Here is a 15,315-nt window from a genome sequence, read left to right on the forward strand (position 1 = left end):
GCGGAGCGGGCGCATCGAGATCCGCCCGTCCCGATCGCGGGGTCTCGATGCGCCACCGCGGCGACTACTCGACCGGCACGCGTCCGCTCATCGATCGGTGCAGGCGGCTCGCCGGGGCCGGGTCAGACCCAGGCGTCGGCGAACCAGGGGGTCGACACGGTGTCGAGGGCGACGAGGCCCTGGACGGCCGCCCGGTGCAGGTAGTGGTTCTGCTGGTCGTAGAGCGGCAGGATCCAGTAGCCCTCGAGGACGATCCGCTGCGCCTGCTCGTACAGGTCGGCGCGGGCGTCCTCGTCGGTCGTGGCGCTCGCCTGCTCGAGCAGCGAGTCGAGCGCGGGGTCGGCGATCTGCGCGTGGTTGGCGAAGTAGCCGCTCGGCGCGGGGGTGATGCCCGAGGAGGAGTAGAGGATCCGCAGCACGTCGGGTCCGACCTTCGTGTACGGGGCGCTCACCAGCTCGTACTCGTTCGACGCGAGCGCGGTGTACCAGCTCGACAGGTCGAGCAGGCTGATCCGCACGTCGAAGCCGAGGGTCTTCGCCGAGGCCTGGATCTGCTCGAACAGCGACTGCTCAGCCGGGATCGACTGGTTGGTGCTGACGGGGAAGCGCAGCGTCAGCGGCGTGCCGTCCTTCTCGCGGATGCCGTCGCCGTCCGAGTCCACCCAGCCGGCCTTCTCGAGCAGGTCCTCGGCGGCGGCCGTCTCGGAGTCGGACCCGGCGTCCTCGAAGAGCGACGGGTCGGAGTACGCGGTCGCCTCGCGGCTGGACAGCGGGGAATAGGAGCGCTCGGCGGTGCCGAAGAAGAGGGAGTCGATCGCGTCGTTCACGCCGACGCCGCGGACGAACGCCTCGCGGACGGACTCGTCGTCGAACGGCGCCTGGCCGGAGTTGAGCTCGAGGCGGTTGACCGAGCCGGGCCGGGGCGCGTCGAGCTCGACGAGGTCGGTGGCTCCGGTCGCGGCCTTCAGTGTGTCGGGCTGGGCGTTGTCGAGCACGTCGACCTCGCCCGACTGCAGCGCCGCGTAGCGGGTGGCGGAGTCGGGGATGAAGCGCCAGGTGATGCTCGCCAGGTGCGCGGGGCCCTCGTGGCCGTCCCCGGTCGGGCCGGTCGACGCGTCGTAGGCCTCGTTGCGGGTGAGGGTCACGTGGTCCTGCTTGACCCACTCCGAGACGGTGAAGGGGCCGGTGCCGACGGGCGCCTCGCAGTTCGCCTCCTCGCCGCGGGCGATGCCGGCGGGCGACTCGATCGCGGTCCACGGCTGCGCGAGCGACTCGAGCAGCGCACTGTCCGGCGCGGTCAGGGTGAAGCGGGCGACGGTCGGCGAGACCGCGGTGACGGAGGCGACCTTCGCCACGGCGAGGTAGCCGGTGGAGGACTTGGTCGCCGGGTCCTGCAGGTGCGCGATGTTCGCGGCGACCGCCTCCGCGTCGAGGGCGGTGCCGTCGGTGAAGGTCGCGCCCTCGCGCAGGGTGAAGTCGTAGCTGAGCGCGTCGTCCGAGACGGTCCACGACTCGGCCAGCCACGGCGTGATGGTGCCGTCGGCGTCGCGCGAGACGAGCGACTCGAGCACCTGCGTCGCGAGGAGCGCCTGCGGGTAGTTGCCGCCGACGTGCGGGTCGAGGCAGGTGGGCTCGGCGTCGCCGGACGCGTAGGTCAGCGTCCCGCCGTCGACGGGGGTGCTGGAGGCGTCCGGCGTCTCGGCGGTGCAGCCGCTGAGCAGGAGCGCGGCGGCCGCGACGGCGGCGGGGAGGGCGAGGAGGCGGGAGCGCAGCGGCATGACGTCTTTCGTGGAGGGGTCGGGGGTGCACGCGTTTCTTGGACGCGACCCAGGAAACGCTAGCAGGGCGTGGAGGCGGCGGACGGGGATCGCTCGGATCCGTGGAGGAGCGCCCGGATCCCGCGCTGGGGAGGGACAAACCGCGCTGTCAGAGGCCCCTGATGCGCCGGGCGGTCGAGAAGGGCCTCTGCTCTCCTACTGTCGACGCATGACCTCCGCCGTGCTCGCCCTCCTGTTCGGCTCCGCCGTCGCCCTCGTGGGCCTCGTGCCCTGGGCCGCCCTGCAGTACCGGCGGCGCGGCGTCCTCGGGATCGGCAACGCGGTGCTGGCCTTCGCCGCCGTGGTCTACGCGCTCGCCCTCGTCACCTACACGCTCCTCCCCCTGCCCGACGAGGCGACGGTCGCCGCCGCCTGCCGCACCGGATCGGGTCCGCAGCTGCGCCTGTTCGCCTTCGTCGGGGACATCGCGAAGGAGGGCGGGATCGACGGGCCCCGCGCGCTGCTGACGAACCCCGCGTCCGCGCAGGTGCTCCTGAACGTGGTCTTCTTCGTCCCCCTCGGGATGCTCGTCCGCCACCTCGCTCTCCGCGGGCGCCTCGTCGCCGGGATGATCGGCGGCACCGCCGTCGGCTTCGCCGTCTCGCTCCTCATCGAGGTCACGCAGCTCACGGGCGACTGGTTCCTCTACCCGTGCGCCTACCGGCTCTTCGACGTCGACGACCTGCTGGCCAACACGGCCGGCGCCCTGCTCGGCACCCTCCTCTCCCCCGTCCTCCTCCTCTTCACCCGCCGGACCGAGGGCGCGGTGCCGGAGCTGGCCCTCCCGGTCACGATCCGCCGCCGCGCCTTCGGCATGTTCTGCGACGTGCTCGCGCTGAGCCTCATCACGGGCGCGCTCGTCTCGATCACCGGGGTCGGCCTCGTACTCGCGGGGGTGGACACGCGCTCGAGCCCCGGGGACGTGGTTCTCGGAGCCCTGCCGTTCGTCGCTCCGCTGCTCCAGCTGGTGATCGTGCTGCGGTCCGGGCGGACCCTCGGCGAGACGGTGGTGCGCCTGCGTCCCGAGCCGCGACCGTTCCTCTGGCAGCGGCTCGTGCGCTGGGCGGCGGGATCGGGCGGCTGGTCGACCCTGCTCGCCGTCGAGGGCGGGTTCTGGTCGCTGCTCGCCTTCGTCCTCGCGGCGGCCGCGATGATCGGCCTGGTCGCGACGCGGGGCCGCCGGGGGACGGCGAACGCGCTGGCTCGCCTCGACGTCGTGGACGAGCGGGCGGAGGCGCCGTCCGCCGTCCGGAAGACGGACTGAGAGGAGCCTGCCGGACGCCCGGGCGAGCCTCCGATCAGACCGCCGCGCGGAGCCCCTCGACCAGGTCGTGCTGCGCCTCGCGGCCGGCCCGCGTGGGCACGAGCGGGTACACGTGGACCTGCCCGACGGCCTCGTGGAGCTCGAACGGGACCCCGGCGGCCGCCGCCCGCTCGGCCAGCACGTGGGCGTCCGGATTGAGGACGTCACGCGTGCCCGTGAAGACGGTGAGGGGGCCGAGGCCCGCCAGGTCGCCGAACAGCGGGCTGACCACGGGATCGAGCAGGTCGAGGGCGCCGCGCCAGCTCTCGGCGAGGACGCGACCGCCCGGGGTGCCGAGCCAGGGATCGGTCGGCTGCACCTCGGGGATCCGCGGGTTGCTCCAGGAGAGGTCGAGCGCGGGCGAGACGAGGGTCGTGCGCGGCAGGACCACCCCCTCGTCGCGCAGGGCGAGGGCCGTCGAGAGGGCGATCTGGCCGCCCGCAGAGTCGCCGGCGAGGCAGGTCGCCCCGTGCCGCTCAAGACTCCGCAGCACCAGGGCGCGGACACCGTCGCGCGCCTCGAGCGCCGTGCCGAAGGGCACGAGCGGGTAGATCGGGAGGGTCACCGCGACCAAGGCCTCGTCGGCGATGCGGGCGGCGAGCCACCAGTGCTGGGGCGCGATCTCGTTCACCCAGCCGCCGCCGTGGACGTAGACGACGCCGCCGCGGATCACCCGCGGGCGGATCGTGTAGACCGGCCAGGAGCCGACCTGCTCCACGTCGACGCGCACGCCGGGCCGGAGGCGGGGCGGCGGGCCGTAGGAGGCGGGACGGAGCGCGCGCTCCCGGATGCGGCGACGGGCTCCCTCCGCGCTGACGAAGGTGCGGTTCGCACGGGCGAGCCGGAGCGCGAGCGGGACGAGGGCATCGGGGACGACGAGCGGCATCGCCCGAGCATCGCGCACCCCGGTGCGCGGCGGCTGGGCGGCGACGGACTGCGCGGCTGCGGACTCTGCGGCGACGGCCTCGGCAGCCACCGACGCGACAGTCACGGACTCCGCCGCTGATCCGCGGAGGTCGGAGGACGCGGCGCGGGCTCCGCGGACGGAGCGTCGGCACCCGCGGACGCAGCGTCGGAGACCGCGGACGACGCCCGGGCACCCCGCGGACAGCACGACGGCCCGGCCCGTGGAGGGAGCCGGGCCGGGGCCGCCGGTCAGCGTGGTGCCTGCACGCCCGCGGAGCGCGGGTCGGCAGCCACCTCGCTGTCGCCGTGCGCTGCGGGTCAGCGGCGCGCGGCGGAGCGGCCGGCGAAGCGGGTGTAGACGAGCAGGACGATGATCGCTCCGATGATCGAGCCGATGATGCCGGCGGGCTGGAAGAAGCCGTCCATCGGGTCGTGCTGGAAGATCAGGAAGCCGAGGAAGCCGCCGACGAACGAGCCGACGATGCCGAGCACGATGGTCATGCCGATGCTGATGCTCTGCTTCCCGGGGACGATGAGGCGGGCCAGCGCTCCTGCGATGAGTCCGACGACGATGAGGCTGATGATGAGACCGAGCATGGCGGTCGTCCTTCCGTTGTGCGGGCGGGGGCCCGCTGATCGGTTCCGCGGTTGCGGGACCGGTGGCTACGCAACCACCCCGGAGGAGGCGGCGGTACACCCCTGGGGGTGTGCTCGCCCCGACGGGCCGTGCGGTAGCGTCCGACCATGACCCGCCGTGCGCCCCTCACCGTCGCGCTCGTCGACGACTACGACGTCGTCCTCACGGGCCTCGCGCACATGTTCGACCACTACCGCGACCGGGTGGTCGTCGCCGAGATCGACGCGAACGCCTCCCTCTCCGATCGGATCGACGTCGTCCTCTACGACTCGTTCGCCCAGCCGGAGTCGGACCACCACGAGATCGCGGAGCTGGTGCGCAACGAGCGGGCCGAGCACGTGGTCGTCTACACCTGGAACTTCGCGCCGACGCTCATCGCGGACGCCCTCGAGCAGGGCGTCCACGGCTACCTCTCCAAGACCCTGCCGGCGCGGGAGCTGGTGGCCGCGCTCGAGCGGGTGGCGGCGGGCGAGGTCGTCGTCAGCGATCCTCCGCGGCGGGCGGGCAGCGCACCGGGCCTCGACTGGCCGGGCCGCCACGAGGGCATCACCGACCGGGAGTCGGAGATCCTCGCGCTCATCACGCAGGGCAAGAGCAACGCCGACGTCGCCGCGCTCACCTACCTCAGCCCCAACACGGTGAAGTCCTACATCCGCAGCGTCTACGGCAAGATCGGCGCGACCAGCCGCACGCAGGCCGTCCTCTGGGGCGTCGACCACGGCTTCACCCCCGACCACCACCGCATCGACCACTGGCTCGGCGGCCCCTGACCCGCGCCCGCGGGACGCCGCACCGGTACGCGACCCGCCGACGAACGCGCACCCGGGAGGCGTCTCGCGGGAGGGGGGGCGGGGGCGCACGCACCGCTACGGTGTGGCCATGCCCCTCGACCGCGCGCCGACCATCCGCGACGTCGCGGTGCGGGCCGGAGTGTCGTACCAGACGGTCTCGCGGGTGCTCAACGACAGCCCCCAGCTGCGGCCGCGCACCCGGGAGCGCGTGCTCGCCGCGATCGAGGACCTCGGCTTCCGCCCCAGCGCCGCCGCCCGCGCCCTGGCGACGAGCCGCTCCGGCCTGATCGGGATCCTCGCCGCCGAGAGCCACAGCTTCTACGGCACCGCCACCGCGATGGCCGCGATCGAGCAGGCGGCGCGCGACGCGGGCTACCGGGTCCCGGTCGTGAACGCGGCGCCGGACGCGGAGTCGCTGGCCGACGGTCTCGCCCACCTGCAGCGGGAGTCGGTGGAGGCGATCGTGGTCCTCGCCCCGCAGGAGCGCGCGCTGGAGGCGATCGAGAGCCTCGCGATCGGCGTCCCCTCGGTGACGCTCGGCGCGACGGACCGCGGCGCCGACTCCCTGCTCCTCGTCGACCAGGCGGCCGGAGCGCGACTGGCGACCGAGCACCTCGTCGGCCTCGGCCACACCCGCATCGCGCACCTCGCCGGTCCGCAGCACTGGGTGGAGGCGCAGGCGCGGCTCGAGGGCTTCGGCGCCGGGATGAGCGCGGCCGGCCTCGACCCCGTCGCCGTCGTGGAGGGCGACTGGAGCGCCGAGTCCGGCTACCGCGCCGGCCTCCGCCTCCTCGGAGCCGCGCTTCTGCCGACCGCGGTGTTCGTCGGCAACGACCAGATGGCCCTCGGACTCCTGCACGCCTGCACCGAGCGGGGACTGCGCGTGCCCGAGGACCTCAGCGTCGTCGGCTTCGACGACGTCCCCGAGGCGGCGCACTACCAGCCGCCGCTGACCACCATCCGCCAGGACTTCGCGGAAGTCGGCCGCCGCACGATCGGCGTCGTGCTCGCGGAGCTGCGCGGCGAGGAGCCCGCCGTCGACCGCCCGGTGCCGCCGGTGCTGGTGGAGCGGGCGTCGACGACTCAGGCCTGAGCAGCACCGGCCCCCGCCTCACCCCGCGTGCGGCAGCAGCACCTCCACGCGCCCCTCGCGCACCCGAGTCTGGAACCGCGGCTGCGGCGAGGTGGCCGGCCCCCGCAGCACCTCGCCGGTCTCGAGCGAGAAGGCGCTGCCGTGCCACGGGCAGGCGACGCACGCCTCCCCCGAGCCGTCCGCCGAGACCTCGCCCTCGTCGAGCGGGCCCGAGAGGTGGCTGCAGACGTTCGAGAGCACGTCGATCCGCTCGCCCCGCCGGAAGGCGAGCAGGGGGAGGCCCGCGACCTCCCTCCTCACCGGCGTGCGCTCCGGCAGGTCCGCCAGGGCGCCGAGCTCCTGCCAGCCCGAGGGGAAGCGGTGCGGCACGTCCTCCGCGTGGTTCGCCCCCGCCGCCTGCCGGTAGCTGAGGTGGCCGCCCAGGTAGCCGCCTCCCGAGACGACGGCGAGCCCGAGCATCCCGAGCACCTTCCCGCTCGTGGTGCGCCCGCGGCGGCGCTGCACCCACGACGCGGCGTAGAGGCCCGTCGCGACCACGTTGGCCGCCGAGTGCACCAGCCCGACGCGGGTCTGCTGCTCGTGCAGCTCCGACCAGTCGGTGAAGCCGGAGGCGGCGGTCGGCAGGACGCTGATCACGCCGACGCCGACGAGGGTCCTCGCCGCCCGCTGGTTCCCCGGCAGCAGGTCGAGCACCGCCGCCGACACCCAGGCGCCGGTGGGAACGAGGACGAGCAGCGGATGGACGGGGTGGCCGACCGGGACGCCGTGCAGCACGTCCCGCACCGGCTGCGGCCGGACCACCGCGTTCACGGCCCGCTTCACCCGGCCGACGAGCGGATCGAGGGCGGCGGCGTTCTCGAGGCGGGTGACGAGTCTGACGAGTCTGATCTCACGCATGCCTCATGCGACCAAGCGGGCGGCCCCGGCGGAAGGGGCTTGCGGCGGAGGAGGAGCAGTCGGACCCCGTCGGGCGGCCCCTCGCTTGCCGACCCCGAGCCGTTTCGCCTACGCTGACCCGGGGCTTTGTGAACGGTCACATCGCCCGAGCGAGGAGCATGATGGACCAGCGCAGGCCCACCCCCGCCGACGTGATCACGAGCGGCGCCACCGCCCTCGGCATCGAGCTCGGCTCCACCCGGATCAAGGCGTGCCTGGTCGACGCGGCCGACCCGTCCGTGGTCCTCGCCGTCGGCAGCCACGAGTGGGAGAACCAGTTCGTCGACCGCCGCTGGACCTACTCCCTCGACGCCGTCCACGCGGGCCTCCAGGCCGCCTACGCGGACCTCGTCGCCGACGCCTCGTCGCGCCACGGCGTGCAGCTCTCCTCCGTCGGGGCGCTCGGCGTCTCGGCGATGATGCACGGCTACCTCCCCTTCGATGCGGACGGCGGGCTGCTCGTCCCCTTCCGCACCTGGCGCAACACCAGCACCGGCCCCGCGTCGGCCGAGCTCACCGAGCTGTTCGGCGCCAACATCCCGCTGCGCTGGTCGCTCGCGCACCTGCACCAGGCGGTCCTCGACTCCGAGCCGCACGTCGAGCGGATCGACTTCCTCACCACCCTCGCCGGCTACGTGCACTGGCGCCTCACCGGCGAGAAGGTCCTCGGAGTCGGCGACGCCTCCGGGATGGTCCCGACCGACCCGGCGACCCGCGACTACGACCAGCGCGTCGTCGACCTCTACGACGAGCGCGCGGCCGGCGCCGTGAAGCCGCTGCGCGAGCTGCTGCCCGCCGTGCTCCCCGCGGGCGCCGACGCCGGCTCGCTCACCGCCGAGGGCGCGCTCCTGCTCGACCCCACCGGCTCCCTCCGACCCGGCGCCCCCGCCTGCCCGCCCGAGGGCGACGCCGGCACCGGCATGGTGGCGACCAACTCCGTCGCCCCGCGCACCGGCAACGTCAGCGCCGGCACCAGCATCTTCGCCATGGTCGTCCTCGAGGGCCCACTGGAGAGCGTGCACCACGAGCTCGACCTCGTCGCGACCCCCGCCGGCGACCTCGTCGCGATGGTCCACTGCAACAACGGAGCCAGCGAGCTCGCCGGCTGGGTCGGCCTGTTCTCGCGGTTCGCCGCCGCGTCCGGCGGACCCTCCGACAGCGACGCCGTCTACGGCACCCTCTTCGCCGAGGCGCTCGAGGGCGAGGCGGACGCGGGCGGACTGCTCGCCTACAACCACCTCGCGGGCGAGCCGATCGCCGGCCTGGTCGAGGGCCGCCCGCTCGTCGTGCGCACCCCCGACTCGCGCCTCACGCTCGCCAACTTCATGCGCGCGCAGCTCTACGGCGTGTTCGGCACCCTGGCGCTGGGCATGCGCGTCCTCGCAGGCGAGGGCGTGCGGATCGACGAGATGTTCGCGCACGGAGGCATGTTCCGCACCGCCGGGGTCGCCCAGCGCTTCCTCGCCGGCGCGCTCGACGCCCCCGTCTCGGTCGCCGCGACCGCCTCCGAGGGCGGCCCGTGGGGCATGGCGGTGCTCGCCGCCTACCGCCTGCAGAGCGGAGTCGCGCTCGACGCGTACCTCACCGATCAGGTCTTCGGCGACTCCGGCTTCGAGACCGTCGCCCCCGACGCGGACGACGTCGCCGGCTTCTCCGCCTACCTCGAGCGCTACCGCGCCGGCCTCGCCGTCGAGCAGACCGCCGTCGAGACCCTCACCGACCCGCAGAACCAGGGAGCCACCGCATGACCACCCAGACCCCCGCCGTCGAGGAGGCGATCGCCCGCGTCCGCGAGGACGTCGCGCGGCTGCACTCCGAGCTCGTCCGCTACGGCCTCGTCATCTGGACCGGCGGCAACATCTCGGGCCGCGTGCCCGGCGCCGACCTCTTCGTGATCAAGCCCAGCGGCGTCTCCTACGACGACCTCGCGCCCGAGAACATGATCCTCTGCGACCTCGACGGGAACGTCGTCCCCGGCACCCCCGGCAGCGACCGCAGCCCCTCCAGCGACACCGCGGCCCACGCCTACGTGTACCGCGAGATGCCCGAGGTCGGCGGAGTCGTGCACACGCACTCCACCTACGCGACCGCGTGGGCGGCCCGCGCCGAGTCGATCCCCTGCGTCATCACCGCGATGGCCGACGAGTTCGGCGGGGAGATCCCCATCGGCCCGTTCGCGATCATCGGCGACGACTCCATCGGCCGCGGCATCGTCGCGACCCTCAGCGGCCACCGCTCGCGCGCGGTCCTGATGCAGAACCACGGCGTCTTCACCATCGGCAAGGACGCGAAGGACGCCGTCAAGGCGGCCGTCATGGCCGAGGACGTCGCCCGCACCGTGCACCTCGCGCGCCAGGGCGGCGAGCTCGTCCCCATCCCGCAGGAGTCGATCGACGCCCTGTTCGACCGCTACCAGAACGTCTACGGACAGAACCCCACCGGAGCCATCGCATGAGCGTGTACCAGAGCATCATCCCCGACCTCGCCACCCGCACCGTCTGGTTCCTGACCGGCAGCCAGGACCTCTACGGCGAGGACACCCTCCGCCAGGTCGCCGAGCAGTCGCAGGCCGTCGTCGCGCAGCTCAACGAGGCGAGCGCGATCCCCGTGACCGTCGAGTGGAAGCCGGTGCTGAAGAGCTCCGACGCCATCCGCCGCACCATGATCGAGGCGAACTCCGACGACTCCGTGGTGGGCGTCATCACCTGGATGCACACCTTCAGCCCCTCGAAGATGTGGATCCACGGCTTCGACGCGCTCGCCAAGCCGCTGCTGCACTTCCACACCCAGGCGAACGTCGCCCTGCCGTGGCAGGACATCGACTTCGACTTCATGAACCTCAACCAGGCCGCGCACGGCGACCGCGAGCACGGCTACATCCTCAGCCGGATGAGCGTGCCCCGGAAGACCGTCGTCGGCCACGCGAGCGACGCTCGCGTCACCGAGGCCATCGGCACCTGGTCGCGCGCGGCCGCAGGCTGGTCCGCCTCGCAGAGCATGAAGGTCGCCCGCTTCGGCGACAACATGCGCAACGTCGCCGTCACCGAGGGCGACAAGACCGAGGCCGAGATCCGCCTCGGCGTCAGCGTCAACACCTGGGGCGTGAACGAGCTCGTCGAGCGCGTCGACGCCGCCACCTCCGAGCAGATCGACGCCCTCGTCGCGGAGTACGTCGAGAGCTACGACGTGGTCCCCGAGCTGCTCCCCGGCGGCGAGCGCCACGAGTCGCTCCGCTACGGCGCCGCGGTCGAGATCGGCCTGCGCTCGTTCCTGGAGGAGGGCGGCTTCGAGGCGTTCACCGACAGCTTCGAGGACCTCGGCGGGCTCCGCCAGCTCCCCGGACTCGCCGTGCAGCGCCTCATGGCGGACGGCTACGGCTTCGGCGGCGAGGGCGACTGGAAGACGGCCGTCCTCATCCGAATCGCCGCCGTCATGGGCGCCGGCCTCCCCGGCGGCACCAGCCTGATGGAGGACTACACCTACGACATGACGCCCGGCGAGGAGCTCATCCTCGGCGCGCACATGCTCGAGGTGTCGCCGTCCCTGTCGTCGAAGCGCGCCTCGCTCGAGATCCACCCGCTGGGCATCGGCGGCCGCGAGGACCCGGTGCGCCTGGTCTTCACCGCCGACGCCGGACCCGCCGTGGTGGTCGCCCTGAGCGACGTCCGCGAGCGCTTCCGCCTGGTCGCGAACAAGGTCCAGAACGTCGAGCCGCCCCAGACGCTCCCGCACCTGCCCGTCGGCCGAGCCGTCTGGCAGCCCGCCCCGGACTTCGGCACCAGCGCCGCCGCCTGGATCACCGCCGGTGCCGCGCACCACACGGTCATGACGACGCAGATCGGCCTGGAGGCGTGGGAGGACTTCGCCCGCATCGCCGGCGTCGAGCTCCTGGTGATCGACGAGTCGACCACCCTCCGCGGCTTCGAGTCCGACATCCGCTCGAACGCGGCGTACTACCGCCTCTCCCAGGGCCTGTAGATCCTGCGAGGCCGGACGGCCGGCTCCCTGCGGGGGGCCGGCCGTCCGTCGTTCCCGGCGAGCCGCCGGGTCGGGGCGGGGGCCCGCCGCCGAGACCGGCCTGGATCGCGTCCGCGATCGAGGGCGGATCGCCCTCTCCGGCCCGTTCGGCGCCCGCTGCAGCGTCCCGGCCCCGGTTGCGGACGCGCTCGCAGCACGACGGAGGCAGGGAGGCCCGGACGGCCCTCGCGGGCAGTCGGTCCTTCCGGCCTCCGGGATGCAGGCGTGCGGCGGGCGGTCAGTCGCGCGAGGTCGAGAACGCCGCGTCGAAGGCGTCGGCCGGCGGCGTGATCGCGTTGAGCTTCCGCACGAAGGCCAGGGCCTCGGGGGCGCCGTCGAGGCGGTCCATGCCGGCGTCCTCCCACTCGACGCTGGTCGGGCCGGTGTAGCCGATCGCGTTGAGCGCGCGGAACACCGGCTTCCACGGGACGGCGCCGTGCCCGGTCGAGACGAAGGTCCACCCTCGGCGCGGGTTCGCCCACGGCAGGTGCGAGCCGAGGACGCCGTTGCGGCCGTCGAGGTTGGTGACCGACTCCTTCACGTGCACGTGGAAGATGTGGTCGGCGAAGTCGAGCACGAACGCGACGCTGTCGAGCTGCTGCCAGACGAAGTGCGACGGGTCGAAGTTGAAGCCGAACGAGGCGCGGTGGCCGATCGCCTCGAGGGTGCGCTTGGCGGTCCAGTAGTCGTAGGCGATCTCGCTCGGGTGCACCTCGAGCGCGTAGCGGACGCCGACCTCCTCGAAGACGTCGAGGATCGGGTTCCAGCGGTCGGCGAAGTCCTGGTAGCCGGCGGCGATCCACTCGTCGGAGGCGGGCGGGAACATGGCCACGCCCTTCCAGATCGACGAGCCGGAGAAGCCGTTGACCTGCGTCACGCCGAGCGCGGCGGCGAAGCGGGCGGTGTCCTTGAGGTCCTGGGCGGCGCGCTGCCGGACGCCCTCGGGGTCGCCGTCGCCCCAGACGCGGTCGCTGAGGATGTCGCGGTGGCGCTCGTCGATCGGGTCGTCGCAGACCGCCTGGCCGGTGAGGTGGTTCGAGATCGCGAAGACCTGGAGGCCGTTGCGCTCGAGGATGTCCTTCCGGCTCTGCACGTACTCCGCGTCGTCCCAGCGCGCCACGTCGATGTGGTCGCCCCAGCAGGCGATCTCGAGGCCGTCGTAGCCCCACTCCCCCGCGAGGCGCGCCACCTCCTCGAAGGGGAGGTCCGCCCACTGGCCGGTGAAGAGGGTGATCGGTCGCGTCATCGCGGATTCCTAACTCTCGACTCCCGCGCGCCGTCGCACCGGGAGAGGTAATTTGAGGGTTCACGCAACATATCAGGCACTCCCGCGAGCCCGAAAGGAACCGATCATCGCCCCGATCGCCGGCGCACTGTCGCGCACGCCCACCCTCGTCACCGCCACTGCGGCCCCGACCTGGGAGGAGGGCCTGATCGTCGGCAGCGGCCGCGTCGGCGCCGTGGTGCACGGCCCGGCCCACTCCCTGACCGTCCCGCTCGCCCACGAGCGCTGGTTCCTCCCCGTCAATCCGCGCCCGGACGCGCCCGACCTCGCCGGCGTCCGCGACGAGCTGCGCGGCGCCCTGCTGGCCGGCGACTCCGACACCGCCACCGCCCTGCTCGCCCGCGCCGCCCGCGACAGCGGCTACGACGGCTGCCTGATCTGGACCGACCCGCTCGGCCTCTGCGCGACCGTCACGCTGCGCACCCCCGGCGGTGTCGCCTCCGCGGTCCGCCTGATCGATCCGCTCGGCGGCGAGGCCGCGGTGGAATGGACCGACGAGGACGGCGGCCGCCACGCCGTGCGCCTGCTCGCCCCGCACGGCGGCGAGGGCGTCCGGCTGGCTCTGGAGTCCTCCGCGGACACCGTCGTCACCGTCGAGCTCGCGCTCGGGGCCGGCGAGGCGACCTCCTTCGACACCGGCGTGCCCGACGCCTCGGCCGTGGTCTCGTCGCACGTCGAGGGCGGCGCCTCCGCGGTGCTCACGGCCGAGGCGGGCGAGGGCCCGACCGCGATCCGCGCCGTGACGCGGGCGACGAGCGGAGCGACGTGGCGCGTGGCCGGGGGCGCCGCCGTCTCGGACGTGGAGATCTCCGCGGGGGTCGCCCGCGTGCTCCGGCTGGACGTCGCGATCGGCGCGGCTCCCGACGCCTCCGCCGACCTCTCCTGGGAGGAGCTGCGCGACGCCCAGCGCGAGGGGCACGGCCGGCTGGTCGGCGCCTCCGTGCTGGATCTCGACGGCGCCTCCGACGCCGAGCTGACCGAGGACCTGTGGGACGCCGCCCGCTCCGGCGACGCGGGCGCCCGTCGCCGCGTGGTCGAGCTGGCCTGGCTGAGCGGCCGGGCCAACATCGTCGCGTCGACCGGCGAGCTGCCGCCGACGCTGCAGGGCGTCTGGCAGGGCACCTGGCGGCCGGCGTGGTCGGCCGACTACACGCTGAACGGCAACGTCCAGAACGGAGCGATGGCGGGGATGATCCCGACCGGCACGCCCGAGCTGGCGCTGTCGATCCTGGAGCTGGTGCTGCCGCACCTCGACGACTACCGCGACAACGCGCGCCTCGTCTACGGGTCCGAGGGGATGCTCCTTCCGTCGCGGATGTCGACCCACGGCCGCGCCGACCACTTCGCGGCGAGCTACCCGCACCTCTTCTGGACGGGCTGCGGCGGCTGGGTGCTGCGCCTGGCCGCCGACGCCGTCGCGGCCACGGGAGACCGCGGCATCGTCGACGACCGGCTGTGGGAGCTGGCCGAGGGCGTGCTGCGCTTCGCCGAGACCGGGACGACCGTGGTCGACGGGGTGCGCCGGATCGTCCCCTCCTACTCCCCCGAGAACACACCGGGTGGTGCGCGCTCGCCGATAGCGGTCGATGCGACGATCGACGTCGCCGTGCTGCGGGACGCCGCGCGGGCGACGGCGCTGCTCGGCCGGGCCCGCGGCGACGACTCGCTCGACGAGCGCTGGGCGCGGGTGGTGGCGGAGCTGCCGGAGTACCGGGTCGCCGAGGACGGCACGCTGGCGGAGTGGATCGACCCGCGGTTCGCGGAGGAGATCGCGCACCGGCACGCGTCGCAGCTGTACCCGCTCTGGTACGGAGGCGACGCTGCCTTCGAGGGCCCCGGCGCCTCCGCGGTGCGGCTGCGGGCCGCCGCGGCGGCGACGGTGGCGGCGAAGATCGCGTGGCGGGCCGAGGCGCCGACCGCTCCTCCCGGGCGGATGGAGATGGCGTTCGGGCTGGTGCAGGTGGGCGTCGCGGCGGCGGCGCTGGGTGACGCGGAGGCGGCGCTGACCTGCGCGGAGTGGCTCGCGGTCGAGCACTGGTCACCGACGCTGACGACCCGGCACGACGCGGGGCGGATCTTCAACCTCGACGCCAGCGGCGGACTGCCGGGGCTCGTGGCGGCGATGCTGCTGGGATCGGATGACGAGACGCTGACGGTGCTGCCGGCACTGCCGTCCGCGTGGGCGCGGGGTGCCGTGACGGGGCTGCGCGCGCGCGGCGGGGTGGTCGTGGACCGGCTGGAGTGGTCGCCGGGACGGGCGTCGCTGTGGGTGCGGCGGGTGCCGAGCGCGGAGTGGCTGGCACCGGCGGGCGGGACGCGGGTGCGCACGCTGCGCGACGCGGTGCTGCGGGTCGACGGGCGCGAGGTGTCGGGCGGGCTGGAGCTCGGTGCGGAGGCGGTGCGCGTCGACGTGGAGTGGCGCGGCTGAGGGCGCTGCGGAGGGTCCGGCTGCGGCACGCGGAACGAGCTCCGGTCCGCCGACTGAGGCGGAGCAGCGCACCGGGCGTCGTCCCCGCTGGCCGCCGGACCC

The 15,315-nt window shown here is 74.0% G+C and carries 12 protein-coding genes; 7 read left to right on the forward strand and 5 right to left on the reverse strand.

Annotated features, from left to right (window positions below):
* Positions 1-122: 122 nt before the first annotated feature.
* On the reverse strand, positions 123-1,778 hold the full coding sequence (locus C5C44_RS03045) for an ABC transporter substrate-binding protein (protein ID WP_104308063.1): 1,656 nt from the start codon (positions 1,776-1,778) through the stop codon (positions 123-125).
* Positions 1,779-1,986: 208 nt separating this feature from the next.
* On the opposite strand from C5C44_RS03045, the gene C5C44_RS03050 reads away from it, so the two are divergent.
* On the forward strand, positions 1,987-3,081 hold the full coding sequence (locus C5C44_RS03050; RefSeq protein WP_181132677.1) for a VanZ family protein: 1,095 nt from the start codon (positions 1,987-1,989) through the stop codon (positions 3,079-3,081).
* A 34-nt stretch (positions 3,082-3,115) separates the two neighbouring features.
* Here the strand turns inward: C5C44_RS03050 and C5C44_RS03055 are convergent, their stop codons facing one another.
* Together C5C44_RS03055 and C5C44_RS03060 are read right to left on the reverse strand one after the other, a co-directional pair.
* Positions 3,116-4,096: an alpha/beta hydrolase gene (locus tag C5C44_RS03055; RefSeq protein WP_258063412.1), complete on the reverse strand. Its 981-nt coding sequence runs from the start codon at positions 4,094-4,096 to the stop codon at positions 3,116-3,118.
* A 248-nt stretch (positions 4,097-4,344) separates the two neighbouring features.
* The gene (locus C5C44_RS03060) at positions 4,345-4,623 is read right to left on the reverse strand and encodes a GlsB/YeaQ/YmgE family stress response membrane protein (RefSeq protein WP_104225042.1); all 279 of its coding nucleotides are present in this window, start codon (positions 4,621-4,623) and stop codon (positions 4,345-4,347) included.
* A 147-nt stretch (positions 4,624-4,770) separates the two neighbouring features.
* On the opposite strand from C5C44_RS03060, the gene C5C44_RS03065 reads away from it, so the two are divergent.
* Entirely contained in the window at positions 4,771-5,433 is a 663-nt protein-coding gene (locus tag C5C44_RS03065) for a response regulator transcription factor (protein ID WP_104225041.1), read from the forward strand.
* Between the two features lie 109 nt (positions 5,434-5,542).
* Positions 5,543-6,547 (forward strand): LacI family DNA-binding transcriptional regulator, encoded by a 1,005-nt coding sequence (locus C5C44_RS03070; protein ID WP_104335331.1) that lies wholly within the window; start codon positions 5,543-5,545, stop codon positions 6,545-6,547.
* Positions 6,548-6,565: 18 nt separating this feature from the next.
* Here C5C44_RS03070 and C5C44_RS03075 read toward each other — a convergent pair whose 3' ends face one another.
* Entirely contained in the window at positions 6,566-7,444 is an 879-nt protein-coding gene (locus C5C44_RS03075) for a Rieske 2Fe-2S domain-containing protein (protein ID WP_104308061.1), read from the reverse strand.
* Positions 7,445-7,605: 161 nt separating this feature from the next.
* On the opposite strand from C5C44_RS03075, the gene C5C44_RS03080 reads away from it, so the two are divergent.
* From C5C44_RS03080 to araA, 3 genes are read left to right on the forward strand one after another with little or no spacing between them, the layout of a single operon-like run.
* On the forward strand, positions 7,606-9,231 hold the full coding sequence (locus C5C44_RS03080; RefSeq protein WP_104248018.1) for a xylulokinase: 1,626 nt from the start codon (positions 7,606-7,608) through the stop codon (positions 9,229-9,231).
* Positions 9,228-9,938: an L-ribulose-5-phosphate 4-epimerase gene (locus tag C5C44_RS03085; protein WP_104224687.1), complete on the forward strand. Its 711-nt coding sequence runs from the start codon at positions 9,228-9,230 to the stop codon at positions 9,936-9,938. Before C5C44_RS03080 ends, C5C44_RS03085 begins: the two co-directional genes overlap by 4 nt.
* On the forward strand, positions 9,935-11,461 hold the full coding sequence (araA, locus tag C5C44_RS03090) for an L-arabinose isomerase (RefSeq protein WP_104233641.1): 1,527 nt from the start codon (positions 9,935-9,937) through the stop codon (positions 11,459-11,461). The genes C5C44_RS03085 and araA overlap by 4 nt, the downstream gene beginning before the upstream one ends.
* Before the next feature lie 277 nt (positions 11,462-11,738).
* Here the strand turns inward: araA and C5C44_RS03095 are convergent, their stop codons facing one another.
* Complete coding sequence (locus tag C5C44_RS03095) at positions 11,739-12,746, reverse strand: sugar phosphate isomerase/epimerase (RefSeq protein WP_104327220.1); 1,008 nt, start codon at positions 12,744-12,746, stop codon at positions 11,739-11,741.
* A gap of 52 nt (positions 12,747-12,798) precedes the next feature.
* On the opposite strand from C5C44_RS03095, the gene C5C44_RS03100 reads away from it, so the two are divergent.
* Complete coding sequence (locus C5C44_RS03100) at positions 12,799-15,213, forward strand: glycoside hydrolase family 95-like protein (protein ID WP_146084291.1); 2,415 nt, start codon at positions 12,799-12,801, stop codon at positions 15,211-15,213.
* Positions 15,214-15,315: the final 102 nt, after the last annotated feature.

This window comes from Rathayibacter sp. AY1F6 (assembly GCF_002932035.1).
In the GTDB taxonomy this organism is placed as follows: domain Bacteria; phylum Actinomycetota; class Actinomycetes; order Actinomycetales; family Microbacteriaceae; genus Rathayibacter.